At 70.3% G+C, this 25858-nt stretch carries 22 protein-coding genes; 5 read left to right on the forward strand and 17 right to left on the reverse strand.

Features of this window, described 5'->3' with window-relative positions; all coding sequences use genetic code 11:
- Nucleotides 1-145: 145 nt before the first annotated feature.
- On the reverse strand, nt 146-1423 hold the full coding sequence (locus tag J7I98_RS00785; RefSeq protein WP_214914447.1) for an ABC transporter substrate-binding protein: 1278 nt from the start codon (nt 1421-1423) through the stop codon (nt 146-148).
- Nucleotides 1424-1605: 182 nt separating this feature from the next.
- On the opposite strand from J7I98_RS00785, the gene J7I98_RS00790 reads away from it, so the two are divergent.
- The 3 genes from J7I98_RS00790 to J7I98_RS00800 are packed head-to-tail and all read left to right on the forward strand — an operon-like array spanning nt 1606 to nt 5128.
- Nucleotides 1606-2112, forward strand: a complete 507-nt coding sequence (locus tag J7I98_RS00790; protein WP_214914450.1) for a PadR family transcriptional regulator — start codon at nt 1606-1608, stop codon at nt 2110-2112.
- On the forward strand, nt 2109-2858 hold the full coding sequence (locus tag J7I98_RS00795) for an ABC transporter ATP-binding protein (protein ID WP_214914453.1): 750 nt from the start codon (nt 2109-2111) through the stop codon (nt 2856-2858). Before J7I98_RS00790 ends, J7I98_RS00795 begins: the two co-directional genes overlap by 4 nt.
- Nucleotides 2859-2863: 5 nt before the next feature.
- Nucleotides 2864-5128: an FtsX-like permease family protein gene (locus J7I98_RS00800; protein WP_214914462.1), complete on the forward strand. Its 2265-nt coding sequence runs from the start codon at nt 2864-2866 to the stop codon at nt 5126-5128.
- Between the two features lie 242 nt (nt 5129-5370).
- On the opposite strand, the gene J7I98_RS00805 is transcribed toward J7I98_RS00800, so the two are convergent.
- The 15 genes from J7I98_RS00805 to J7I98_RS00875 form a co-directional block, all read right to left on the reverse strand.
- Nucleotides 5371-6915, reverse strand: coding sequence for a PH domain-containing protein (locus J7I98_RS00805; protein WP_308377641.1), 1545 nt, complete (start codon nt 6913-6915; stop codon nt 5371-5373).
- Nucleotides 6912-7433, reverse strand: coding sequence for a PH domain-containing protein (locus J7I98_RS00810; protein ID WP_308377642.1), 522 nt, complete (start codon nt 7431-7433; stop codon nt 6912-6914). Before J7I98_RS00810 ends, J7I98_RS00805 begins: the two co-directional genes overlap by 4 nt.
- A gap of 16 nt (nt 7434-7449) precedes the next feature.
- Nucleotides 7450-9102, reverse strand: a complete 1653-nt coding sequence (pgi, locus tag J7I98_RS00815) for a glucose-6-phosphate isomerase (protein WP_214915587.1) — start codon at nt 9100-9102, stop codon at nt 7450-7452.
- 131 nt (nt 9103-9233) lie between these two features.
- The gene (locus J7I98_RS00820; protein WP_214914466.1) at nt 9234-9569 is read right to left on the reverse strand and encodes an RNA polymerase-binding protein RbpA; all 336 of its coding nucleotides are present in this window, start codon (nt 9567-9569) and stop codon (nt 9234-9236) included.
- A 110-nt stretch (nt 9570-9679) separates the two neighbouring features.
- Nucleotides 9680-9910: a preprotein translocase subunit SecG gene (secG, locus tag J7I98_RS00825; protein ID WP_214914469.1), complete on the reverse strand. Its 231-nt coding sequence runs from the start codon at nt 9908-9910 to the stop codon at nt 9680-9682.
- Between the two features lie 122 nt (nt 9911-10032).
- Nucleotides 10033-10821 (reverse strand): triose-phosphate isomerase, encoded by a 789-nt coding sequence (gene tpiA / locus J7I98_RS00830; RefSeq protein ID WP_214914472.1) that lies wholly within the window; start codon nt 10819-10821, stop codon nt 10033-10035.
- A 6-nt stretch (nt 10822-10827) separates the two neighbouring features.
- Nucleotides 10828-12039 (reverse strand): phosphoglycerate kinase, encoded by a 1212-nt coding sequence (gene pgk, locus J7I98_RS00835; RefSeq protein WP_214914474.1) that lies wholly within the window; start codon nt 12037-12039, stop codon nt 10828-10830.
- 104 nt (nt 12040-12143) lie between these two features.
- Complete coding sequence (gap, locus tag J7I98_RS00840; protein WP_214914477.1) at nt 12144-13148, reverse strand: type I glyceraldehyde-3-phosphate dehydrogenase; 1005 nt, start codon at nt 13146-13148, stop codon at nt 12144-12146.
- Nucleotides 13149-13347: 199 nt separating this feature from the next.
- Complete coding sequence (locus J7I98_RS00845; protein WP_214914480.1) at nt 13348-16329, reverse strand: M14 family metallopeptidase; 2982 nt, start codon at nt 16327-16329, stop codon at nt 13348-13350.
- 152 nt (nt 16330-16481) lie between these two features.
- Nucleotides 16482-17471, reverse strand: a complete 990-nt coding sequence (whiA, locus tag J7I98_RS00850) for a DNA-binding protein WhiA (RefSeq protein ID WP_028813910.1) — start codon at nt 17469-17471, stop codon at nt 16482-16484.
- On the reverse strand, nt 17462-18496 hold the full coding sequence (yvcK, locus tag J7I98_RS00855; protein WP_214914483.1) for a uridine diphosphate-N-acetylglucosamine-binding protein YvcK: 1035 nt from the start codon (nt 18494-18496) through the stop codon (nt 17462-17464). The genes whiA and yvcK overlap by 10 nt, the downstream gene beginning before the upstream one ends.
- Nucleotides 18493-19491: an RNase adapter RapZ gene (gene rapZ, locus J7I98_RS00860; RefSeq protein ID WP_214914485.1), complete on the reverse strand. Its 999-nt coding sequence runs from the start codon at nt 19489-19491 to the stop codon at nt 18493-18495. The genes yvcK and rapZ overlap by 4 nt, the downstream gene beginning before the upstream one ends.
- Nucleotides 19488-21533 (reverse strand): excinuclease ABC subunit UvrC, encoded by a 2046-nt coding sequence (gene uvrC / locus J7I98_RS00865; protein ID WP_214914489.1) that lies wholly within the window; start codon nt 21531-21533, stop codon nt 19488-19490. Before uvrC ends, rapZ begins: the two co-directional genes overlap by 4 nt.
- An 89-nt stretch (nt 21534-21622) precedes the next feature.
- On the reverse strand, nt 21623-22444 hold the full coding sequence (locus tag J7I98_RS00870; RefSeq protein WP_214915600.1) for a hypothetical protein: 822 nt from the start codon (nt 22442-22444) through the stop codon (nt 21623-21625).
- Nucleotides 22445-22449: 5 nt separating this feature from the next.
- Entirely contained in the window at nt 22450-23079 is a 630-nt protein-coding gene (locus J7I98_RS00875) for a papain-like cysteine protease family protein (RefSeq protein ID WP_214914492.1), read from the reverse strand.
- Nucleotides 23080-23312: 233 nt separating this feature from the next.
- On the opposite strand from J7I98_RS00875, the gene J7I98_RS00880 reads away from it, so the two are divergent.
- Nucleotides 23313-24311 carry a hypothetical protein gene (locus J7I98_RS00880; protein WP_251019922.1) on the forward strand — a complete coding sequence of 333 codons (999 nt, stop codon included), beginning with the start codon at nt 23313-23315 and terminating at the stop codon, nt 24309-24311.
- A 2-nt stretch (nt 24312-24313) separates the two neighbouring features.
- On the opposite strand, the gene J7I98_RS00885 is transcribed toward J7I98_RS00880, so the two are convergent.
- Complete coding sequence (locus tag J7I98_RS00885) at nt 24314-24763, reverse strand: Rieske (2Fe-2S) protein (RefSeq protein ID WP_214914494.1); 450 nt, start codon at nt 24761-24763, stop codon at nt 24314-24316.
- A gap of 111 nt (nt 24764-24874) precedes the next feature.
- Here J7I98_RS00885 and J7I98_RS00890 point away from each other — a divergent pair, with 111 nt between their 5' ends.
- Nucleotides 24875-25789, forward strand: a complete 915-nt coding sequence (locus J7I98_RS00890) for a carbohydrate kinase (RefSeq protein ID WP_214914497.1) — start codon at nt 24875-24877, stop codon at nt 25787-25789.
- Nucleotides 25790-25858 lie beyond the last annotated feature (69 nt).

Genomic DNA, 25858 nt, shown 5'->3' on the forward strand with positions numbered 1-25858 from the left:
AGCAGGCCCCCCGTTATGCATGCATGTTAAGTAGGCGTGTCGAGCAAGTGTCAACGACAAGACAGAAAGCTGCCCTTGGTTGTACCCATATGTCCAGGGATTCGTTAGGTCGCAGATACCTAACATGTAACTAGGCGGAGGTTTCTCAGCCTCTGCGTGCGACGGCCCGGAGCTCCCCGGCCAGCCTGAGGACCGCCTGCTCCGGAGACTGGCGCAGCGCCATCGCGTCGTACGCCACCGCCTGCACCGCCAGGCTCACCTGGTCGTAGCGCGGGCTCTTGGGCCGGGGCTCGGCCGCCAGCACACTCCTGCGCAGCGTCGGCAGGAACGGGTACGCGCGCACCAGCTCGGGATCGGTGTACAGGGCGGCCCGCACCGGTGGCAGTGAGCCCTCGGTGAGCACCTTGCGCTGCACGGGTTCGCTGGTCAGGTAGGCCATCAGGGCCTTGGCCGACTCCTGGTGACGGGAATGCGCGTTGACGGCGAGATTGGAGCCGCCCAGCACGCTCGCGCCGGGGCCGTCGGGGCCCGGCAGCGGTGTTACGCCGAACTTCCCGGCGACCTCGGAGTCCTTGCCTCCGGCGGCGGAGTAGACGTAAGGCCAGTTGCGCAGGAAGAGCAGTCGGCCGTTCTGGAACGCCTGCCGCGACTCCTCCTCCTTGAAGCGCAGCGCCTCCTGCGGAATCCAGCCGTCCCGTACTCCCCGGGCGAGGAAGCCCAGTCCGGCGCGGGCGGCGGCGGAGTCCACGGTGACCCGCTCGCCCTCGTCGCCGAGGAACGATCCGCCCGCCGAATGCACCGCCTCGGTGACGTTGACGGCGAGCCCCTCGTACGGCAGGAACTGCCCGGCATATCCGCCTATTCCGTACTTGGGGGCGATCGTCGACGCCTGTCGCTCCAGGTCCGCCCAGGTGCGGGGCGGCTGTTCGCCCTCGCGTTCCAGGAGGTCCTTGCGGTAGTAGAGCAACCCGGCATTCGTGACATACGGGACGGCGTACAGCTGTCCGTCGAAGGTGGCGGTGTCCACCACCGGCGGCAGGAAGGTGTCGAGCGGGAAGCGGCTCCGGTCGACCGGCGCGATCCAGCCCGCACCCGCGAACTCCGAGGTCCACGCCACATCGATATTGAGCACGTCGAACCGGCCGCTGCCGGCCCGCAGTTCGGTGATCATCTGCGCCCGGGTCTCGTCGGCCGAGTCCGGCAGCTCGACGAGGGTGACCTTTTCGTCCGGGTGTGTACGGTTCCAGCCGTCCAGCAGCGGACCGAGATAACCGGTGAGATCGCCGGCCGTGGCCAGCGTCATGGGCCCGCGCCCGTCCCCGCCGCCCGGCGGCCCTCCGGCCCGCACACCGGCCCCGGCATAGCCGGTCATGATCACGGCGGCGACCAGGAGACCCCTACCCGCGGCTCGTATCCACCGCATAGGTTCCTCCCTGTGCACCGGCGCCATTCTTCCTCGAGTGACGTCAGGGGCCATGTATACCCGTTAGGCATGGGCGATACTAGGGCCCGACGCATAACGCCAGGGCGATACGGGCCACACTCCGACCACGATCCGGTCCCGCCCCCAACGAGCAGGTACGGAACGGGGAGGAGGAAGCACGCGTGCGCCTGCCCCTTCTCGCTCTCCTCGCCCGTGGTCCCGCCCACGGATACGAGCTCAAACAGGGGCTTGAGCAACTGCTGGGCGCCGCGTACCCTCAGCCGAACGTCGGCCAGATCTATGTCACTCTCGGTCGGCTGGAGAAGTCGGGCCTGATCGAGGGCGAGGAAATCGCCCAGTCGAACCGGCCCAACAAGAAGATCTACCGGCTGACCGACGCCGGGCGGGAAGCGCTGAATGTCTGGTTCGAGGAGCCGACCGACGAGCCGCGCGTACGGGACGAGTTCTTCATGAAGCTCGCCCTCGCACCGGCGTCCGGCATGGCCGACCCGATAACTCTCATCAACAAACAGCGGCGTCAGTACCTCAACACCCTGCGGGACCTGTCGAAGCTCGCCGCCGCCGAAGACCGGGACAACCGGATCTCCCAGCTGCTGATCGAGGGCGCGATGCTGCACCTGCAGGCCGACCTCGACTGGCTGGAACGCTGTCAGGAGGAGCTGGAATGAGCGACGTAGCACCTCCTCCTGTCCTGCGCGCCGAAGGCCTCGTCAAGACCTACCACGGCGAAGGCGCCCCGGCCCACGCCGTGCGCGGTGTGGATCTGACCATCCGGCCGGGCGAGTTCATCGCGGTCACCGGACCGTCGGGCGCGGGGAAATCCACCCTGCTGCATCTGCTCGGCGGGCTCCAGCGGCCGGACAGCGGAAGCATCCGGCTGGACGGCGAGTGCGTCGACTCGTACAGCGAGGCCCGCTGGGCAGTGCTGCGGCGCCGCCGTATCGGCGTCGTCTTCCAGTTCTTCAACCTCGTGTCGAATCTGACGGTCGCCGACAACATCGAACTGCCCGCTCTGCTCGCCGGAAGCAACGCGCGTCAGGCCCGCGCCGAGCGCGAGAAGCTCCTCGCCGAGCTGGGCCTGGAAGGCACGGAGCGCAGGATGCCGGGCGAGCTGTCCGGCGGCGAACAGCAGCGCGTCGCCCTGGCACGGGCCCTGGTCAACCACCCCGGCCTGCTGCTGGCCGACGAACCCGCGGGCAGCCTGGACAGCAAGGGCACCCGCGAGGTGATGCGGCTGCTGTCCCGCTTCCACCAGCGCGGCCAGGCCATTCTGCTCGTCACCCATGACCACCGGCTGGCCAGCGCGGCGGACCGGGTCATCAGCTTCTTCGACGGCCGGATCGCCGACGACGCGACGCTCGGCACGGGGGCAGGCCGCTCCGGCGTCTCAAGCGTCCTGGAACTGAAGGACTGACAGCGGTGCGGGCCACTCTGCGCTGGGCGCACGCCGATCTGCGCACGCATCGCGGCGAGGCGCTGTTCATCGTGCTCACGACCGCCGGGATCATCGTCTCCCTGCTCCTGGCCGGTGCACTGCTCAGTTACGCCGCCAACCCCTGGCAGCGCGTCTTCACCCAGTCCCGCGGCGCCCATGTGTGGATCCACACCAGCCCAACCGCCGACGCTGCCGGACTGGCCCGGCTGGACGGGGTCGACGAGCTCGCCGGGCCGTACCGGACAGCCCGTACGACCGTACGGTCGCAGGGCGCCAAGGCCACCGTCGAACTGCGCGGTGCCACCCCGGAGCCCTCCGACGTCGGCCGTCCGCTGATCACTTCGGGGCGCTGGCTCGACCGGTCCGCACCCGGCGGCGTCGTCCTGGAGAGCAGCCTGGCCGACGCCCTGTGGGCCGGGCCCGGGGACACCCTCTCGGTGCCGGGCGCCCACGGCTCCGTACGTACGCTGACGGTCGTCGGCGTCGCGGACAGCGCCGAGTCCCCGTACCGTCCCGGCGACCGGCCGGGCACCGGCTGGGTACTGTCCGGCGAACCCGCCCTCGCCCACGCGCCGGGCGACCGCCTCGGACAGGTCGTCGGATTGCGGCTCGACCAGCCCGACGACACCGACTTCGCCGTACAGCGCGCGGTCACCGCGCTCCGCGCCGACGACGTCACCGAGGTCTCCAGCTGGCACCAGGCGCGCGCCGAGGCACAGAGCGACAACCGGCTGCTCGGCCTGCTCCTCGGCCTCTTCGGGCTCGGCGCCCTGCTGGCGGCCGCGCTGGCGGTGACCGGCGCGATCAGCACCCGAGTCCGCGGCCATCTCCGGGACATCGCCGTCCTCAAGGCCATCGGCTTCACCCCGGGGCAGGTCGTACGTATCTTCCTGGCCCAGCACCTCGCCTTCGCCCTGTCCGGAGTCGTCCTGGGGACCGCGCTCGTCGAGACCCTGGGCGCCCGGACGCCGGGCCGGATCGGCGAAGCGGTCGGCGTGTGGCAGGACCTTCCCGGGCACACCGCCGTCCTGCTGTCCCTCCCCGCCGCCACCGTGCTGTTCATCGGTGCGGCGACCGGCCTCGCCGCGTGGCGTGCGGGGCGCGTCCCGCCCGTTCCCGCGCTGCGGGCCGCCGCCCCGGCCGGCGGCCGGATGTCGGCCGTGGCCCGAAGCGCGCTCGGGCGGAACGTCCCGCCCGCGCTGGTGCTCGGCTGGCGCAACGCGTTCCGGCGCCGGGCCCGCTCCCTGTCGTCGATCGCCCGGCTGGCCCTGCCGCTGCTCCTGATCACGGTCGCGCTGAGCGCGTGGTCCACGCTGGACAGCTTCCAGGGCGGTGAACTCACGGCGCGGGCGTCCGACGGCCTCAAGGACCAGGAGGTACGGGCCGTGCTGGACGCGAGCCCGCACGTCGCCGCAGCCCACCCGGGCGTGGAGGTCGCGGCGCTGGTCCCCGGCCAGACCGGCACGATCGCCCTGCGCGGCCTGGGCTCGCGCACCGACCCGTACCCCTTCTCACCCGCCGAGGGGCGGGCTCCGCACGGGCCCGACGAGGCGGTGGCGGGCCAGGGTCTGCTCGATCTGCTCGACATCGAGGTCGGCGACTGGGTGCGGATGACGGTCGGAGGCCGCCCGCAGATCCTGCACATCGTCGGCCGCAGTATCGAGCCGGAGAACGCGGGCCGGGTGATCACCACCGACCTCGACACCCTCCGCGAGCGCGACCCCGCGCTGAATCCCACCTTCTACCAGCTACGACTGCGCCCCGGCGCGGACGCGCGCGACCTGGACGCCCGCCTGGAAATCAGGGAAGCGACCGCTCCGGCCGCCTGGCTCACCCCGGCGCGCGGGGTAGTGGTCGGCCTGATCGCCGTGCTCGCACTGATCGGGCTCACCGAACTGCTCACCATGATCGGCGCGGGCGTGCGCGAGCGGGAACGGGACCTGCCGGCGCTGAAGGCGATGGGGCTGACCCCACGCCAGATCACGGCGATGATCGTGGCGGCCGCCGGTTTCACGGCGCTGGCGGCGGCTGTGTCCGGCACGACGCTCGGTGTACTGGCCGGCAGCGCGCTGATCGATGCGCAGGGCCGCTCGAACGGAATCGGAGCGGGCATCGCACAGGCGCCGGACGCGGTCGTCCTGCTGCTGGTGGTGTCGGCGGCGGTCCTGGGCGCGGTGGCGGTCGCGGCGCTACCGGCGGCGCGGGCGGCCCGACGCAGATCGGCGGACACGCTGAGCGCGGCAGTCTGAGCGGGCTGCCTGCGGCGCTTCCCCCTTCCCGCCCCTTTCCGAAGTCCTCAACCGCCGGACGAGCTGAATCTTTCAGCCCTTGGGGGTCCCCCCTGGACGTAGTCCTTGGGGGAGTTTGAGGAGCGGGGTCTGGGGCGGAGCCCCCCCCACGCGGCGGCAGCCGCAAAATGTCACAGCGGGAAAGGGGCGGGCAGGGGAACAGCGCGCCGCAGGCAGCCCGCACCGCACCACCACCACCCGCACTAGTCGCCGCCACCCCGTTCCAAAAACGGCCCCAACAACCCCGGCACCGCCGCGTCCGCGAACGCCAGCCCCTCACCCTCCGCCGCGTCGTACACCGAATAAGCCCCCTCCCCGGCAGCCGTAGTAGCGGTCAGCGTGACAAGCCCCGCCCGACGCTGGAAGACCGACTGCTTGACCGTCCAGCCGATCACTCCACCCCGCTGGAGCGCCACCGTCGTGCGCCGCACCGTCCCCGACCGCGCCACCAGGTAGGCGCCACTGACGCCGTGCCCCAACGCGCGGTACGCGTCCAGAGCCAGCAGCACTGCCACCGGCAGCAGCACCACCGCGCAGCCCCCGGCAACGCACAGCAGCAGGACGTCCGCCAACAGCGCGCCGAGAAGAGCGAGCACGAGCACCGGAAGCAGCGCCGCCCCCAGCGCCCACCGCAGCCGACGCGTGCGGGCAGCGCGAGGGTGCGGCGTGAGGCGGGCCGTGCTCGTCGGCGAGGACGGCTCGCGCAGGACGTGCGCCGCGACCGCTTCCGCCGTCGCGCGCGGCGCAGGGGGAAGCAGCGTCTTGTGGTCGGCATGCGTACTGTCGTCGTCCTCGGCGAGCCCGGTCGCGACCGCGTCCACCCGCGCCGCCCCCAGCGTCCGTACACCGATCGGCTCGATGAGCTCAACGCCCCGCAGCCGGCGCTCCTCGATGGAGATCGACCGGGTGGTGAACAGTCCGCGGCGTACACGCAGCGTGCCGCCCGGCTCCCGCTCCAGCCGGTAGTTCCACCACATCTCGACCCACAGCCCGAGCGCCCCGACCACACCCGCCGCGCACGCCCCGGCCACGAGCACCACGACCACCCACACCACCGGGGTGTCCCGGAACCGCTCGCCCGCCCACTCGATCAACTTCCCCTGGGCACCGAACCATTCACTGACCTGCATCAGCCCGCCGGCCGCCGCACCGCCCAGCGCCGGGGCGACGAACGAGACGGGTGCGTAGCGGATCCAGGTCGGATCGAGGGTGGCGAGTTCGCCCTCGCGGTGGGGACCGGGCGACGTGGAGGCGGCTGCGCGGTTCAGCAGTTCCGTGCGAAGCCGTTCGCCCTCCTCGCGGGCCACCGGGTCGAATTCGAGGGTGGATTCGCCGCCGCCGGAGTGCTCGCCCGTACCGATACGGACCTTCACCAGGCCGAGGACCCGCAGCAGCACATTGGCCGTCAGGTCGACGCTGCGGATGCGTTCACGGGCCAGCGAGCGGCGTTTGACCAGCAGCAGTCCGGTGTGGAGTTCGGCGCGCTCGGGGCCGATGCGGTAGCGGGTCCTGCGCCACCGTATGTAGTCGATCCCGGCGCCGCCCGCGATCAGCACAAGGGATCCGGCCAGCACCCAGGCAAGTGCCTGCCACAGTGGCCTGCCGCCCGCGAGGCCGATGGTGACGGGCACTCCGGCGCCCGCCGCGATGCCCGCCATGACGAGCGCGGCGACGAGGACGGTGCGCGGATCGAGCCGCCGCCACCCGTCACCGCCCTCGCCGCCGTCGCCGCCCCCGTGCGAGCTCACGTCGCGTCCCCCGGCGTCGCCCGTGTGATCCGTGTCAGCTGCTCGGCCAGCTCCGCCGCCAGCTCGTGGTCGAGCCCCTCGATCTTCACCGCGCCCTTGGAGGACGCCGTGGTGACTATGACCGTGGCCAGCCTGAACGCCTGCTCCAGCGGACCGCGCACGGTGTCCACGGTCTGGATCCGCGACATCGGCGCGATCCGCCACTCCTGCCAGAAGAATCCGGTACGTACATACACCGCGTCGTCCGTGACCTCCCAGCGGTGCACCCGGAACCACCACAGCGGCAGGAACACCGCGCAGGCCGCCCCGAGCACCGCGAGCACCCCGGCGGACAGCAGCAGCCACGGCCGTGCGGGCGCGACAAGTGCGCCCAGCACGGCCAGTACGGCCACGGGGACCGCGGTCAGCAGCAGCCACTGCGTCCGCCACCAGCCGACGACGCGCCGGTCGAGCGTATTGTTCGGCGGCCTGAGCCGCACGGTCGCCCCGTTCGCCGCCCCGTTCGTCCCCCCGCTCACCGGAGCCGCGCCCCGGTCAGCGGCCGCGCAGCGTGCGGTATTTGGCGGCCAGCGTCGCGGTCGAGCTGTCCAGCTGCTCGCCGCCGGTGCCTTCCGTCAGTACCGGCTCGATCTTCTTCGCGAGGACCTTGCCGAGCTCGACGCCCCACTGGTCGAACGAGTCGATGTTCCAGATGGCGCCCTGTACGAAGACCTTGTGCTCGTACAGCGCGATCAACTGACCGAGCACGGACGGGCTGAGCTCCTCGGCGAGAATCGTCGTGGTCGGCCGGTTGCCCAGGAAGGTCTTGTGCGTGACCAGCTCCTCGGCCACCCCTTCCGCCCGCACCTCGTCGGGCGTCTTGCCGAAGGCCAGCGCCTGCGTCTGGGCGAAGAAGTTCGCCATGAGCAGGTCGTGCTGGGCCTCCAGCCCGGGCGTCAGGTCGGCGACCGGCCTGGCGAAGCCGATGAAGTCCGCGGGGATGAACTTGGTGCCCTGGTGCAGCAACTGGTAGTACGCGTGCTGCCCGTTGGTGCCCGGCGTGCCCCACACGACCGGCCCCGTCTGCCAGTCGACCGGGTTGCCGTCGCGGTCCACGGACTTGCCGTTGGACTCCATGTCGAGCTGCTGGAGGTACGCCGTGAACTTGCCGAGGTAGTGCGAGTACGGCAGGACCGCGTGCGACTGCGCGTCGAAGAACCCCCCGTACCAGACGCCCAGCAGCCCGAGGAGCAGCGGCGCGTTCCCCTCGGCCGGTGCGGTGCGGAAGTGCTCGTCGACGAGGTGGAAGCCGTCGAGCATCTCGCGGAAGCGGCCGGGGCCGATGGCGATCATCAGCGAGAGGCCGATGGCGGAGTCGTACGAGTAGCGCCCGCCGACCCAGTCCCAGAACTCGAACATGTTGGCCGTGTCGATGCCGAAATCGGCGACTTTTTCGGCATTCGTGGACAGCGCCACGAAGTGCTTGGCGACGGCGTCGCTGTCGGCCCGCAGGTTCGTCAGCAGCCAGTTGCGCGCGGACGTGGCGTTGGTGATGGTCTCGATCGTGGTGAAGGTCTTGGACGCGATGATGAACAGCGTCTCGGCCGGGTCCAAGTCCCGCACGGCCTCGTGCAGATCGGCCCCGTCGACGTTCGACACGAAGCGGACGGTGAGGTCGCGGTCGGTGAAGGAGCGCAGCGCCTCGTACGCCATGGCGGGTCCGAGGTCGGAGCCGCCGATGCCGATGTTCACGACGTTCTTGATGCGCCGGCCGGTGTGGCCGGTCCACTCCCCCGACCTGACGCGGTCGGCGAAGGCGGCCATCTTGTCGAGCACGGCGTGCACGGCGGGGACGACATTCTCCCCGTCGACCTCGATCACGGCGTCGCGCGGCGCGCGCAGAGCGGTGTGCAGGACCGCCCGGTCCTCGGTGGTGTTGATCTTCTCGCCGCGGAACATGGCGTCCCGCAGCTCCGCGACCCCGGCCCCGGCGGCCAGCTCGCGCAGCAGCCTCAGCGTCTCGTCCGTCACCAGGTGCTTCGAGTAGTCGAGATAGAGGTCGCCGACCTTCAGGGTGTACTCGCTGCCACGCTCGGGACCGGCGGCGAACAGTTCTCGCAGATGCGTCTCGCCCAGCTGCTCACGGTGCTTGCCCAGTGCGGTCCACTCGGGCATCCGGTTGAGCCTGGTGCGGCTTTCTGCGTTCATCTCGGACATCAGCCCACTTCTTCTCGTACCTGCGTACTTGCCCTATGCCCCCTGGCATCCCCAACCTAATTGATCTGAACGCGAAAGCGGTCCGGCCGGACGCCCTGAGGCGTCCGGCCGGACCGCAATTCCTAGATCTCGCCGCGCAGTTTCGCGAGCGCCTCGGCGAGAATCGCCTCGCCGTCCGCGTCGCTGCGCCGTTCCCGTACGTACGCGAGGTGCGTCTTGTACGGCTCGGTGCGCGGCGGGTCCGGCGGATTGTCCCGGTCCTGGCCGGCCGGGAACCCGCAGCGCGGGCAGTCCCAGTTCTCCGGAACCTGTGCGTCGCTGGCGAAGCTCGGCTGCGTCTCGTGCCCGTTCGAGCACCAGAAGGAGATGCGGAGGCGGGGCGCGGACTCGCCACGCTCGGCCTCACCCATCGGCCCCGCTCCGACCCGGCTTCCCCGGATCGCGTTGCCACTTGCCACGGTCGTAACTCCCTGCGTGATGGTGCTCGAAGATGCCCCAGTCTACGTAAGGCCCAACGCGCGTCCAGTGATTGGAGTTACACCCCATCCGAGAACGCGGAACGGATGACTCAGCTGTCCAGCTTCATCAGCAACGCAAGAACGACAATGCACGCGAACCACAACAGACCGACTACCACCGTGATGCGGTCGAGGTTGCGCTCGGCGACCGAGGAACCACCGACGGACGACTGCATGCCACCGCCGAACATGTCGGAGAGACCACCGCCCTTCCCCTTGTGCATCAGAACCAGCAGCATCAGCAGCGCGCTGAAGACGATCAGGGCGATCGAGAACCCCATAACCACGGCTGGACCAACTTCCTCGGACTTCGGACTTCGCGAACGGACGACGGGGGCCGGACGGCTGCTGCACAGCCACCACGGCCCCCGCCAGGGTACGACGGATCGGCCCTACGGCCTACTCACTGGTCGCGGAACCGGACGATCTTGACGAACTCGTCGGCGTCCAGCGCCGCGCCGCCCACCAGGGCGCCGTCGACGTCGGGCTGCGCCATGATCGCGGCGACGTTTCCGGCCTTGACCGAGCCGCCGTACTGGATGCGGACCTTGTCGGCCAGCTCCTGCGAGTACAGCTCCGCGAGACGGCCGCGGATCGCCCCGCAGACCTCCTGCGCGTCCTCGGGGGTGGCGACCTCGCCGGTGCCGATGGCCCACACCGGCTCGTACGCGATCACGATGGACTCGGCCTGCTCGGCCGGGATGTCCTTCAGGCCGCCGTCGAGCTGCGCGAGCGTGTACTCGACCTGATTGCCCGACTTGCGGATTTCGAGGCCCTCGCCGACGCACAGGATCGGGGTCAGGCCGTGCCGGTACGCGGCCTTCACCTTGGCGTTGCAGAGCTCGTCGGTCTCGTTGTGGTACTGCCGGCGCTCGGAGTGCCCGACGGCGACGTACGTGCACTTGAGCTTGGCCAGCATCGCGCCCGAGATCTCGCCGGTGTACGCACCGGAGTCGTGCGCCGAGAGGTCCTGGGCGCCGTACTTGATCTTGAGCTTGTCGCCGTCGACCAGGGTCTGTACGGACCGCAGGTCGATGAAGGGCGGCAGGACCGCGACCTCGACCTCGTCGTAGTCCTTGTCGGCCAGCGCGAAGGCGAGCTTCTGGGTGTGGGCGATGGCCTCGAGGTGGTTGAGGTTCATCTTCCAGTTGCCCGCCATCAGCGGGGTGCGCCCTTGAGTAGGAGCAGTCATTGCGGGTCAGTCCTCCAGTGCGGCGAGGCCGGGAAGCGTCTTGCCCTCGAGGTATTCGAGGCTGGCGCCGCCACCGGTCGAGATGTGGCCGAATGCGTTCTCGTCGAAGCCCAGGATGCGGACGGCAGCGGCGGAGTCGCCACCGCCGACCACCGTGAAGGCGGAGCTGTCGACGAGGGCCTGGGCAACCGCCTTGGTGCCCTCGGCGTAGTCGGGGTGCTCGAAGACGCCCATCGGACCGTTCCAGAAGACGGTGGCCGCGTCGGCGAGCTTCGATGCGTACAGCTTGCGGGTCTCGGGACCGATGTCCAGACCCTCCTGGTCGGCCGGGATGGCGTCCGACGCGACGGTCGTCGGGTTGGCCGGGGCCTTCGTCTTCAGGTCCGGGAATTCCGCGGAGACCAGGACATCGACGGGGAGCACGAACTCCACGCCCTTCTCCTTGGCGCGCTTCAGGTATTCCAGGACCGTCGGGATCTGGTCCTTCTGGAGCAGCGAGATGCCGACCTCGTGGCCCTGGGCCTTGAGGAAGGTGTACGCCATGCCGCCGCCGACCAGGATGCGGTCGGCCTTCTCCAGCAGGTGGTCGATCACGCCGAGCTTGTCGGAGACCTTGGCGCCGCCGAGGACCACGACGTACGGGCGCTCGACGTCCTCGGTGAGCTTCTTGAGGACGCCGACCTCGGTGGCGATGAGGCCGCCCGCGGCGTGCGGGAGGCGGGCCGGGAGGTCGAAGACCGAGGCGTGCTTGCGGTGCACGGCGCCGAAGCCGTCGCCCACGTACACGTCGGCGAGCTCGGCCAGCTCGTCGGCGAACGCGCCGCGCTCGGCGTCGTCCTTCGAGGTCTCACCGGCGTTGAAGCGGAGGTTCTCGATGACGGCGACCTGGCCGTCATCGAGGCCCGCGACGACGGCCTTGGCGGACTCGCCGACCGTGTCGGTCGCGAAGGCGACCTCGGCCTTGAGGAGTTCACCGAGGCGCGCGGCGGCGGGGGCGAGGGAGAAGGCCGGGTCCGGGGCGCCCTTCGGGCGGCCCAGGTGCGAGGCGACGACGACCCGGGCGCCCGCGGCGGCGAGCTTCTCGATCGTCGGCTGGACGGCGCGGATGCGGCCGTCGTCGGTGATGGTGGTGCCTTCGAGCGGCACATTGAGGTCGGCGCGGACGAATACCCGCTTGCCCGCGACCCCTTCGGCGAGAAGTTCGTCGATCGTCTTCATCTTTTTACTGGACTCCTTGGAGACAAAACACGTGACAGGGCCCGGACAGCGCCGCGTTGCGCTGCCCGGACCCTGTGCTCACATCGAGGTGCCTGCCGTACGGATCAGAGCTGGCTGCCGACGAAGACCGTGAGGTCCACAAGGCGGTTGGAGTAGCCCCACTCGTTGTCGTACCAGCCGATGACCTTCACCTGGTTGCCCTCGGCCATGGTCAGCGAGGAGTCGAAGGTGCAGGAGGCCGGCTCGTTGACGATGTCGGAGGACACGATCGGGTCGACCGTGTACTCGACGATGCCCTTGAGCTCGCCCTCCGCGGCCTTCTGGAAGGCCGTGTTGATCTCGTCCTTGGTGACCTCGCGCTCCAGCGTGATGACCAGGTCGGTGACCGAACCGGTCGGGACCGGGACGCGCATCGCGATGCCGTCGAGCTTGCCCTTGAGCTGCGGAAGGACCAGCGCGGTGGCCTTGGCGGCACCCGTGGTGGTCGGGATGATGTTCTCCGCGGCGGCGCGAGCGCGACGCAGGTCGGAGTGCGGGAAGTCCAGGATGCGCTGGTCGTTGGTGTACGCGTGCACCGTCGTCATCAGGCCCTTGACGATGCCGAAGTTCTCGTCGAGAACCTTGGCCATCGGCGCCACACAGTTCGTGGTGCAGGAGGCGTTGGAGATGACGTGGTGGTTCGCCGGGTCGTACTTGTCCTGGTTGACGCCCATCACGATGGTGATGTCTTCATCCTTGGCCGGAGCCGAGATGAGGACCTTCTTGGCGCCACCGGCGATGTGCTTCTCGGCATCGGCCTTCTTGGTGAAGATGCCGGTCGACTCGATCACGACGTCGACGCCGAGCTTGCCCCACGGAATGTCCGCCGGGTTGCGCTCGGACAGCACCTTGATGGTGTGTCCGTCGACAGTGATGGTGTCCGCCGTGTGCGAGACGTCGGCCTTGAGACGGCCGAGGATGGTGTCGTACTTCAGAAGGTGTGCCGTGGTCGCAGTGTCACCCAGGTCGTTGACAGCCACGATCTCGATGTCCGCACCCTGCTCCAGCAGCGCCCGGAAGTAGTTGCGCCCGATGCGGCCGAAGCCGTTGATGCCTACGCGGATCGTCACGAACCGATCTCCTCGTTGGTACGCCGGGTTTCGACGCCGGCGAGATGTATGGGATGTCCCCGACCGGTTCCGACCCTACCCCTCCGTGGACCTCGGGGTGACATCGAGAGGGCCGTGACGCGGTCCGGCGACCCCTACTCCCCAGTAGGAGTACGGGCCGCCGGGCCTCGGGGGCCTTGCCGGCTCCAGTCACTCAGAGTCAGCGCCGGAGCGAACTCAGCGCCTTCCCGATCAGTGCTGACCGGTCCCCGGCGCCGGGCACATGCTCCAGGCCGAAGCCGAACAGCACGGTGTCATGTGTCGTGACCGCCGCATAGGACTTGAACAGCTCACCCGACCGGGCCCAGTCGCCCCCGGCAGCGGGACTGCCCGCCGGTGCTCCCGGGACCGTCCAGGCCCCCAGCGAGGTCTCGAAGCCCTCGCTCTCCTTGTCGGCCCCGCCGACGGTCAGGCGCGCGTCGTCGACGAAGACGCCGCGGCCGCCGCTGCCCGGGTCGGTGATGGAGCTCAGCGACAGCTCGACCTTCTTGCCCGCGTAGGCGCTGAGGTCGAAGGAGACCTGCTTCCAGCCGCCGGAGGAGCCGGTGAAGCTGTTCCAGGCTCCGCTGGTGCCGGTCGCCCTGCAGCCGCCCGCCTCCAGGGTGAGGTAGTGCTTCAGGAAGGGGTGGCCATTGATGAAGTAGCCCTGGTCGCACTCGGCCGGAACGGCGGTCTTGGTGGCGCCGCCGGCCTCAGGAAGGGTGGTCCAGTCCTCGGCGCCCGTTGTATGGGCCTCCAGGACGGCGTGGTCGTAGGCGGTCTCGGTGTTCCAGTTGAGGGCGAGGCGCAGCTGCGGCTTGTCGGCCGCGCTCACGCCGGTGAGGTCGATGGTGCGGGTGAGGCGCTTCCAGTCGTTGTCCTCGTGCGAGGCAGCGCCCATCCAGTCCCCTGCGTACGGGGCGTACGGATTGATGACGCCGGTGTACCGGCCCGCCTGTGCGCTCCGGAACTGCGGGAACTGCGCGGGCGGCAGCGTGTCCGACGTGACGGTGTACGCCCCGGGCGCGTCCAGCGGGTTGCCGGGGGCGCCTGTCAAGGTGCTGTCCGCCCCCGCGAGCGGTCCGGTGCCGGTGAATCCGGTGGCGCCGGTCCCGTTCGTACGCCCGTAGGCGCCGAGGTAGTACTGGCTGAAGTCGTTGGTGGTGGCCGGTCCGACGACCGCGTTGCCGCCCGCCAGTTCACCGGCCTCGATCAGCTTTCCGCCCTCGTTGAGGAAGCCGCGTACGGCCAGCTGAGTGGGGCCTGTCGGCGCCTTGACGCCCGTGTAGTGGACGGCCGTACGGAAGTGGGAGAGGACGCCGAGGGTGTGCGGGGCGCCCTGTGCGGCGACGTCCCAGACCGCTGCGGTACGGCCGTTCGCCTTGAGGGCGTCGACGTACGTCTGGGCGTGCTGGGCGGGTGCGCCCTCCTCGGCGATCACCAGGGTGTCGGCGCGGGGGCGCTCGGCGACGGTGTAGGTGAAGTGCTCGCTGGACGTGCGCTTGCCTGCCTTCGTACGGCCGCTGAACCAGACCTCGACCTTGTCGCCCGGATCGGCGCCCTCGACCTCGGCGCGGTACTCGGCGAACCAGAGGCTGTCTTCGCCGCCGTAGGTCTCGCCGCCCTTCCAGCGCTCCAGGTCCTCGTCGTGCGTACGGCCGCCGTTGATGCGGTAGTTGAGCTCCTTTCCGCGGACCGACTTGCGGGCCGTGACGGCGACGCTCTGGTCACCGCCGCGCGCGTAGGAGGTGGTGAAGGGGTCGACGGTGAAGTCGGGGGCGGCCATGCCGACGGAGGACGACGGCTGGTCGGGGTGGGCGGCGGTCTCGGCGACGGAGAGCGCGAAGGGGATGTTCTTGGCGAACTCCGCCTGGATCAGCTTCTCGTCGTCGGGGAAGTTGAAGCCGGACTGACAGTCCTCGGGCTTCCACCGGTCGTCCGGGTCGATGTTCGACGCCGTCTGACAGGTGGTCATCTCCGGGGTGAACATCATGGTGCCGTTGATGTTGGACGCGTGGCCGTCGGCCTCACCGTTGGTGGTGTAGAGCTCGGAGGAGACCTGGGGGTGATAGCCGGGGACCGCGGGGTTCTCGGGCGTACCGGCGAGGGCCTTGTAGAGCACGTCGTCGGGGGTGGGCGTCGCGACCTGCCAGCCCACGCCGTAGAGGATCAGCTCGGCGGCGGAGTGGTAGTTGATGCCGTATTCGAAGCCGATGCGCTTCTGGAAGCGGTCGAGGACCTGGGTTTCGGGCTCGGACATGGGGGAAGCGCCGCGGTAGGTGGCGCTGGCGGGGTTCGGGGACGAACCCTCGTTGTCGTAGCCCCACTTGTAGGCGAAGTTGCGGTTGAGGTCGACGCCGTCGCTCGGGGTGTACTTGCCGTCGGCGTCGATGTCGCGCATGTTCTTGCGCCACAGGCGGTCGCCGGCCGGGTCGTGGGTCCAGTCGTAGCCGTCCGGGTTGGCGGAGAGCACGAACCACAGCTCGGTGGAGTCCACGATCTTCGTGATGCGGCGGTCCTTGCCGTACTGGTCCAGATAGTGGTGCATCAGCCGCCGGGTCATCTCGGGGGTGATCCACTCGCGGGCGTGCTGGTTGGACAGGTACAGCACGGAGGGCTTGGCGCCGTCCTTGGTCTTCCTGGCGCCCTTGGTGAGCTTCAGGGCGAGGATGTCCTTGCCCTGGAGGGTCTTGCCGATGGAGACGACCTTGGTGAGGCCGGGGTGCGCCTGGCCGGTCTTGACGATCTCCTCCTGGAGATTGCCCTTGCCTCTGTACGGGCGGTAGACGCCGTCGCCTGCGGCGGCGATGCGCGCCTCGGTCTTCGCCGAGACCTTGCGCTCCGTGACGTTCTTGACGCCCTTCTTCGCCAGGTCGGCGGCCTGGGCGTCGGTGAGGAAGAGCTCGACGCGCGCCGTGCCCTTCTCGGGGGCCCGCTCGCCCATTTCGTGGGCGTCCTGGCCGGCCGCGAGGAGCAGGGGTATCTGCTCCTTCGTGACATCGGCGTTGTAGACCTTGACTGCATCCGTGCCGGCTTCGGCCCCCTTCTCCGAATTGGCCGCTCCGGTCCCGCCCGCCCCCTCGGCCTGAGCCACCGGTGCCACAGCCACGCCGCCGAGCAGCAATGCGCCCGCTGCGAGGATCGATCTCGCTCTGCGTCTCATGAGCCCCCCTTGCTGTTGTCTGCCACGTAAGTGAACAGACGCCAGGCTCATGACAGTTCATGGTCATGTCAATAGCACGTGAGGGGTACGAAAAACCGCCGCCGACGTCCCAAAGGGACGCCGACGACGGCACGTTGAGCGAGCGAGCGGACTCAGCCGACCAGGCCGTCCGCCATTTCCTCGGTGATGGTGGACTCCGTACCGGGAATGCCCAGGTCCTGCGCCCGCTTGTCGGCCATCGCCAGCAGACGGCGGATACGGCCCGCGACCGCGTCCTTCGTCAGCGGCGGGTCGGCCAGCGCGCCCAGCTCCTCCAGCGAGGCCTGCTTGTGGTCCATGCGCAGGCGGCCGGCGGCGGCTAGGTGCTCGGGCACCTCCTCGCCGAGGATCTCCAGCGCGCGGCCCACCCGGGCGCCCGCGGCGACCGCGGCCCGTGCGGAGCGGCGCAGGTTCGCGTCGTCGAAGTTGGCCAGGCGGTTGGCGGTGGCACGGACCTCACGGCGCATCCGCCGCTCCTCCCAGGCCAGTACGGACTCGTGCGCGCCGAGGCGGGTCAGCAGGGCGCCGATCGCGTCCCCGTCCCGTACGACGACACGGTCCACGCCCCGGACCTCGCGCGCCTTGGCCCCGATGGAGAGCCTGCGGGCGGCGCCGACCAGGGCGAGGGCGGCCTCGGGGCCCGGGCAGGTCACCTCCAGCGAGGACGAGCGGCCCGGCTCGGTGAGCGAGCCGTGCGCGAGGAACGCACCGCGCCAGGCGGCCTCGGCGTCACATGTGGCGCCGGAGACGACCTGCGGGGGCAGACCGCGGATGGGCCGGCCCCGGCCGTCGACCAGGCCGGTCTGGCGCGCGAGCTGGTCGCCGCCCGCCACCACCCGTACGAGGTAACGGGAGCCGCGGCGCAGCCCGCTCGGTGCCATCACCACCAGCTCGGAATGGTGTCCGAAGATTTCGAGAATGTCCTTCTTGAGCCTGCGCGCCGCGAAGCTCACATCCAGCTCCGCCTCGATCACAATCCGGCCGCTCACCAGGTGCAGCCCGCCCGCAAACCGAAGAATCGCCGAGACCTCCGCCTTCCTGCAGCAGGTCCGGGTGACGGGGAGCCGGGAGATTTCGTCCTTCACCGCTGCCGTCATCGCCATGGGCCGATCCTTCCATGCATCCGAAAAATACGGTCGTACGCGGCGGCCAACAGCTCCGGGTCGTGCTTCGGAGAGCCATCGGGCGCGGCGACCGGCGCCAGCTCGACCGCGGCACCGAGCCGCTTGGCGGCATCGGCGAGGGACTCGCGGTCGGGCACGGCGGCCTTGTCGGCCAGCACCACGTCCAGGGCGAGTTTAGGGGCGTGTCGTCCCAAAACCTCCAAATGACGCTGCGGAGAGAAGCCATCGGTTTCTCCGGGTTGCGGCGCGAGGTTGAGGGACAGGACCCGGCGGGCCTTCGTCTCGATGAGCGCGTCGAGCAGCTCGGGCACGAGGAGGTGCGGGATCACGGAGGAGAACCAGGAGCCGGGACCGAGCACCACCCAGTCCGCGTCGAGGACCGCCGCGACGGCCTCGGGGACCGCCGGCGGGTCGTGCGGGACGAGGTGCACCGACTGCACCTCGCCCGGGGTGAGCGCCACGGTCGCCTGGCCCCGGACCGTGTCGACGTGGTCCGGGCGCTTGGGGTCGTGCCCGCGTACGAGCGCCTGGAGCTCCAGCGGCACGGCGGACATGGGCAGCACCCGGCCGTGCGCGCCGAGCAGCTTGCCGACCAGGTCGAGGGCCTGCACATGGTCGCCGAGCTGCTCCCACAGGGCGACGATCAGCAGATTACCCACGGCATGGTCGTGCAGGTCGCCGCGGCTGGAGAAGCGGTGCTGGATGACGCGGGACCAGGTCTGGCCCCAGTCGTCGTCGCCGCAGAGCGCGGCGAGCGCCTTGCGGAGATCACCGGGCGGCAGCACGCCGAGCTCGTCGCGCAGCCGTCCGCTGGAGCCGCCGTCGTCGGCAACCGTGACCACGGCGGTCAGGTCGCCGGTGATCCGGCGCAGCGCGGTCAGCGACGCGGACAGGCCCATGCCGCCGCCGAGGGCGACGACCTTGGGCTGGGCGCCCCGTTTGCGGAACGGCCGCGTGGGGTCGCTGCCGCGCAGCCGCCGCAGGCGGAGATTGCGTCCGGTCACTCGCGCCCCATGTCCCGGTGGACGATGACGGTCTCGACGCCTTCGGAGGAGAGGCGGGCGGCCAGCTTCTCCGACATGGCCACGCTGCGGTGCTTGCCGCCCGTACAGCCGACGGCGATGGTCACGTAACGCTTGCCCTCGCGGCGGTAGCCGGACGCGATGAGCTGGAGCAGCTCGGTGTACTGGTCGAGGAACTCCTTGGCACCCGGCTGGTTGAAGACGTACCCGGAGACCTCTTCGTTGAGGCCGGTGAAGGGGCGCAGCTCCGGGACCCAGTGGGGGTTGGGCAGGAAGCGGCAGTCGACGACGAGGTCGGCGTCGACGGGCAGGCCGTACTTGTAGCCGAACGACATGACGGTGGCGCGCAGCTGCGGCTCGTCGTCGCCCGCGAACTGGGCGTCCATCTTGGCGCGCAGCTCGTGGACGTTGAGGCTGGAGGTGTCGATGACCAGGTCGGCGTCGCCGCGCAGCTCGCGCAGCAGGTCGCGTTCGGCCGCGATGCCGTCGGTGATCCGGCCGTCGCCCTGGAGCGGGTGGGGTCGGCGTACGGATTCGAAACGGCGTACCAGGGCGTCGTCCGAGGACTCCAGGAAGACGATGCGCCGGGTGACCTCCTTGGCGTCCAGGTCGGCCAGGGACTCGCGGAGGTTGTCGAAGAACCGTCTGCCGCGTACGTCCACGACCACGGCGATACGGGCGACATTGCCCTGCGAGCGGGCTCCGAGCTCCACCATGGTGGGGATCAGGGCGGGCGGCAGGTTGTCGACGACGAACCAGCCGAGGTCCTCCAGGCACTTGGCGGCGGTACTGCGGCCCGCTCCCGACATGCCGGAGATGATCACCAGCTCGGGGATGGCCGGCTCGGTCGCCTCACCGTTGTGGCCGGTCTCACCGTTGTGGGCGGTGTCACCGGTTTGGCCGGTGTCACCGATCTCTCGGGGCTCCCCGGTCGTGCCCGTACTCACGTGTGCTCCGTCTCCGTCGTGCTCAGTCATTCCTGCTGCCCCCGTTCCGGCGGGGAGGCCGCGGGTGCGGCTCCCGCGGTTCCCGCAGCTTCCTCGTCGTTTTCAATGATCTCTCCTGTCGCCGTGTTCACGGCGGGTGCGGCCGGTGCCGCCTGTGCGAGGGCCGCGGCGACGGTCTCGGCCGTCTTGCGGCCTATCCCCGGTACCTCGCAGATCTGGTCGATTGTCGCGGATCGCAGCTTTTTCACCGAACCGAAGTGCTTGACCAGGGCCTGCTTGCGTGTCTCGCCGAGGCCGGGGACCTCGTCGAGCGGACCGGCCCTGAAGCGCTTGGCGCGCTTGGTGCGCTGGTAGCGGATGGCGAAGTCGTGGGCCGTGTCGCGGACGCGCTGCAGGAGGTAGAGGCCCTCGCTGCTGCGGGGCAGGACCACCGGGTCGTCGTCGCCGGGCAGCCAGACCTCTTCGAGGCGCTTGGCGAGGCCGCAGACGGCGATGTCGTCGATGCCGAGCTCGTCGAGGGCGCGCTGGGCGGCGGCCACCTGGGGCTGTCCGCCGTCGACGACGACGAGCTGGGGCGGGTACGCGAAACGCTTCGGCCTGCCGTCGTCCTCCACCTGCGGCTCGGCAGGCACCTCCGTGGCCCCGTTCGCCTCGATCCACTCCCCCGTCCTCTCCTTCTCCTGGAGATAGCGCTTGAAGCGGCGGGACAGCACTTCGTGCATGGACCGGACGTCGTCCTGGCCCTCGAAGCCCTTGATCTGGAAGCGGCGGTACTCGCTCTTGCGGGCCAGCCCGTCCTCGAAGACGACCATGGACGCCACCACGTCGTCGCCCTGGAGGTGGGAGATGTCGAAGCACTCGATGCGCAGGGGGGCGGAGTCCAGGTCGAGAGCCTGCGCGATCTCCTCCAGGGCGCGGGAGCGGGTGGTCAGGTCGGACGCGCGCTTGGTCTTGTGCAGGACAAGGGCCTGCTGTGCGTTGCGCTGGACCGTCGCCATCAGGTCCTTCTTGTCGCCGCGCTGCGGGATGCGCAGCGACACGTTCGAGCCGCGACGGTCGGCGAGCCACTGGGACACCGCGGTGCTGTCCTCGGGGAGGGCCGGTACGAGGACCTCCTTGGGGACGGCGTCGCCCTGCTCGTCGCCGTACAGCTGCTGGAGCGCGTGCTCGACGAGGCCCGCCGTGTCGACGGCCTCGACCTTGTCGGTGACCCAGCCGCGCTGGCCGCGCACCCGCCCGCCGCGTACGTGGAAGATCTGGACGGCGGCTTCCAGCTCGTCCTCGGCGACCGCGACCAGGTCGGCGTCGGTGGCGTCGTTGAAGACCACCGTGTTCTTCTCCAGGGCGCGGCGCAGGGCCCCTATGTCGTCGCGCAGGCGGGCCGCCTTCTCGTACTCCATCTCCTCGGCGGCCTCGTGCATCTGCTGCTCGATGCGCTTGAGGTACGTACCGGTGCGGCCGGCCATGAAGTCGCAGAATTCCTCTGCCAGTTCGCGGTGCTCCTCGGGGGTGACACGGCCGACGCAGGGCGCGCAGCACTTGCCGATGTAGCCGAGGAGGCAGGGGCGCCCGGTCCTGGCGGCGTTCTTGAAGACACCGGCGGAGCAGGTGCGTACGGGGAAGACACGGAGCATCAGGTCGACGGTCTCGCGGATGGCCCAGGCGTGTCCGTACGGACCGAAGTAGCGCACGCCTTTCTTCTTGGGGCCGCGCATGACCTGGACCCTCGGGAACTCCTCGTTGAGGGTCACGGCGAGGGACGGATAGCTCTTGTCGTCGCGGTACTTGACGTTGAAGCGGGGGTCGAACTCCTTGATCCAGGAGTACTCCAGCTGGAGCGCCTCCACCTCGGTGGAGACGACCGTCCACTCGACGGACGCGGCGGTCGTCACCATGCTCCGGGTGCGCGGGTGGAGATTGGCCAGGTCCTGGAAGTATGAGGAGAGGCGCGGGCGCAGGCTTTTGGCCTTCCCGACGTAGATCACCCGGCGGTGCTCGTCGCGGAATTTATAGACCCCCGGCGAGTCGGGGATCTGTCCCGGCTTGGGGCGGTAGCTGGAGGGGTCGGCCATGTCACACACCCTACTGGCGGGCAGTGACAGTGCGGGGTCGCCCGGGGGTGGGAGGTGTGTGCGTGGGCCTCCCTCCCACCCCCTGGCCGCTACCCGCTCTGGGCTGTGCGGCGGCGTATCCGGAACGCGGTCGTGATCAGGGCCAGGGCGGCGATGCCCCCGGCGCCTGCGGCCAGTGGGGCGACGAGCGACGGCTCGGGGGCGGCTGTGGCGGCAGCCTTTGTCGCGTAGCCGCCGGCCTTGCCCTTCTTCGCGTACGCCGAACCGGGGAGCTTGTCGCCGTACGCCTTCTCGACGCGGGCCTGGTAGGCGGCGAGCGTGGTGCCGTCGGCGCCCACGGCCCGTACCGCGTCCTCGTCCAGAGGCAGCACGCGCGCCTTGCGCTGCACGTACCAGGCGTCGGTCTGCGGCTCGTGGAAGACGGTGCCGCCGGGGAGCTTGCGGGCGCCCTGTGCGGCGTAGCGCGTCTCGTCGTCGCCGGTGGCGATGTTCACCACCTGCCAGGAGCTGTCGTTCTTGGGCACCATCCACAGGGATGCCTTCTGGCCGTCGGACGAGACGGCCTTGCCCGCCAGGTACTCCAGCCGCGCGACCGGGGCGCCCTTGCGGCCCGCGACGAAATCGGGGGCGAGGGTGTAGACGGGCACGGTGCCGGCGTCGACGCGGGGGTCGGCCGCCGCCCTGGTGACCGCGCCCTCGCGGGCGAAGAAGCGGGCCAGGGTATCGAGGGTGGCGGGGGCCGCTGCCGCCTTGTGTGCGGCGGCGCGGTGCTCGGCAGAGGGGGCGGAGGGAACGGCGGGAGGGGTCGGGTTCTCGACGGCGGTGGCCTGTGGGGCGAGGCCGAGGAGGAGGGTGGTGGCGGCCGCGGCGACCATCGCCCGCGAGAGCGCCCGGGTGGCGTGTCCGGTCATCGCTGTCACGCCCCTATCCGGTAGAGCGAGTGGGTCCACGAGAAGGAGTTGTTGTTGACGTACCAGCTGTGGGAGGCCCAGTTGTAGCGGTCGCTCGTGGCCCATGGATCGCCCCAGTAGACCCAGCTGTTGGCGGTGTCGTAGCCGTAGATGACGTGCATGTGGCCGCCGCCGCTCTGCCACTGGATGCGGGTCTCTATGGGCCGGTCGGCGTTGACCTCGGTCTGCACGGTCGGGTAGCGGAGCCAGCCTGTGACGTACGAACCGGGGTTGATGCCCGCCCATGCGAGACCGTTCTGGACGTTCCCGAGGGTGGCCTGGTTGTTGGGGCATTCGGTGCCTTGCTGGCGGCCGAAGGCGGCGTTGCAGAACTGGTTCTGGCTGTAGTTCCTGCCGAACCAGGCGGCGATGGTGTTGCCGCCTGCCGCCCAGCACCAGTTGGTCTTCTGCTGGGCCTGCATGGTGATGTTCAGGCGCTTGGAGGCGAGCGTCACCGATGGGTTGTCGGTGGCGGTCGTGGTGGTCGGGGTGACGGTGGTGGTTGCGGCGGCGGCTGTCGCGGTTGTGGCGGGCACGCTGAGCAGGGCTGCGGCGATCCCGGCGGCGAGGGACAGCCGTCTCTTTCGGTTACGCATCGCGTTCCTCCCGAAACGGGGGGTGGGGGGTGATTGGAGGAGCGCGTCCGGACGCTGTTGAAAGGAGCATCAAGTGTTGTCGGGGACTGGTCAACACGCTTGAATGCGGGGTGGCGCAGTGCTGTGAACGGTGTGGCCGCGGTGTGAACGCCCCCGCCCGCCCAACCTGGCCGAAAATCCCCGCAGGCGCACCGTCGCGCCGGCTCCTCGTGAACGTTCACTGGAGGAATCCGATGCCGCAGATCCTGAAGCCGGGGACGGACACCGTGGGCAGTGCGGGCACCGCAGGCACTGCTGAGACCGCGGGCCGCCCTGCACAGGCCGATCTGGAGCAGGCGCTGCACACCGGCCCCTTCCACCTGGCCCTGCGCGCCGCCCTCGCGGTGCGCGGCCTGCCGCTGCAGCGTGTCCAGCACCACCTGGCGAGCCGTGGGATCAAGGTCGGTGTCACCAGCCTCAGTTACTGGCAGCAGGGCGCGCGCCGCCCGCAGCGCCCCGAGTCACTGCGGGCCGTACGCGCCCTGGAGGAGCTGCTGAAGCTGCCCGGCGATTCGCTGATCCGGCTGCTCGGCACAGAGGGCTCGCGCGCAGACGGGGAGCGCCCCACCGCGCGCTCGTACCGCACCCTTGTCGAGCCCTCCGACGCCCTGGAGCAGCTGCTCGCCGAGCTGGAGTCCCCGGCCGACGGCGGGCTCCACACCGTCGGCCACCATGAGCGCGTACGGATCGGAGCGGCGCGGGAGCTGCTGGGGCGCGAGTCGCAGCATGTCGTACGTTCCCACCGGGACGGCATCGACCGCTATCTGGCCATCCACCACGGGGATCCGGGGTGTGATCCGGGGCGGGTCGTCGTGCGGGCCGGGGAGAACTGCCGGACCGGGCGTGTGCGGTGGGACCAGGAGACGGGGGTTCTCGTGGCCGAGCTGCTCTTCGACGCCCGGCTGAGGGCCGGTGAGACGTACCTCTTCGGTTACGCCGTCGAGGACGGCACCGGCGGCCCCAGCAGCGAGTACGTCCGCGGCTTCAGTTACACCGGCGGCCAGTACGTACTCCAGGTCCGCTTCGACGAGCGGGCGCTGCCGGTGCGGTGCCGCCGCTTCACGCAGACCTCGGCGGGCGCAGCGCGCGGTGCCCGGAAGGACCTGACGCTGAGCGGACGGCACGGGACGGTGCACCTGGTCGAGCAGGGGGTGCGGGCCGGAATCCTCGGAATCGACTGGGACTGGGAGTGACGTCAGGCCTTGGGACCGGCCTTCGAACCGCCCTCCGGGTTGGCGACCAGCTTGCCGCCCTGGACCTTGACCGGGATGGCGGGCAGCGGCACGGTCGCCGGGCCCTGCAGCACCTCGCCGGTCGCCACATCGAAGAGGCTGCCGTGGCAGGGGCAGTTGCCCACGTCCTTCTCGATCTTGTCGAGGACGCAGCCCGCGTGCGTGCACTGCGCGCTGAACGCCTTGAACTCGCCCTTGGCCGGGCAGCTCACGAGGATGCGCTGCTCGCGGTAGAGCTTGGCGCCACCGACCGGAACCTCGTCCGCCGCGCCCAGGTCCACGGGCGTGCTCGGCAGCGGCTTGGCGTGGCCGAGCTTCGATTCGGTGGAGCAGGCCGCCACGCCCAGTCCGGCCGCGCCGGCGAGGACGACGCCCTTCAGCACGGTACGGCGGGGGGCTGGCTGGCCGGACATGCGGTCTCCACTGGTCAGAGGGTTCGGTGACAGACCCGACGATACCGGCGGAGATCGGAGCCCCTCGCGCGGGCTGTCGTAATCGAACGGCGATGGGTTACGTTCTGGCCCGTGATCGTCGTCGCCGGAGAGTCCCTGATCGACCTGGTGCCGCAGGGGCAGGAGGCGGGCCCGCTGGCCCCGCTGCTGCCGCGCCTGGGCGGCGGACCGTACAACACCGCTGTCGCGCTGGGCCGGCTCGGCGCCCCTGCCGCGTTCTGCTCGCGCATCTCGACGGACGGCTTCGGCGAGGCTCTCGTCGACGGGCTGCGGACGGCCGGGGTGGACACCTCGCTCGTCCAGCGCGGTCCGGAGCCGACGACGCTGGCGTTGGCGACGCTGGGCGCGGACGGGTCGGCCGGATACGGCTTCTACGCGCAGGGCAGCGCGGACCGTCTCTTCGAGCTGCCGCCCGAACTTCCGTCGGAGGTACGCGCATTGGCGCTGGGCACGTGTTCTCTGGTGCTGGAGCCGGGGGCGAGTGCGTACGAGGCGCTGCTGCGGAGGGAGGCGGGGCGCGGGGTGTTCACCCTGCTCGACCCGAACATCAGGCCCGGCCTGATCCCGGACCCGGACGCCTACCGGGCCCGCTTCCGGAGCTGGCTGCCGTACGTCACGCTGCTGAAGCTGTCGGAGGACGACGCGGAGTGGCTCGGCGGGGCCGTGGAGGAGTGGCTGGCGGCCGGCCCTGCGGCGGCGGTGCTGACGCGGGGCGCGGGCGGGCTGGCGGTACGGACGCGGGCCGGGGTGAAGGCCGACGTCCCGGCGGTACGGGTGGCTGTCGCCGACACGATCGGCGCGGGCGACACGGTGAACGCAGCGCTGCTGCACCGGCTTTCGGGCCACGGTGCGCTGTCGGCGGACGCCCTGGATGCGCTGGGAGCGGGCGCCTGGGCCGACACGCTGGGCTACGCGGCGAAGGCGGCCGCGATCACCTGCTCGCGCCCGGGAGCCCAGCCACCGTACGCAGCGGAACTCACCCCCTGACGCACGCTGCGCGAAGCTTTTCCCCTACCCGCCCTTCCCGGCTGTGGCACCCCCAGAAGGGCGTCCGGG

Origin of the sequence: Streptomyces sp. ISL-98 (assembly GCF_018614055.1) — a bacterium.
Classification (GTDB): domain Bacteria; phylum Actinomycetota; class Actinomycetes; order Streptomycetales; family Streptomycetaceae; genus Streptomyces; species Streptomyces spiramyceticus.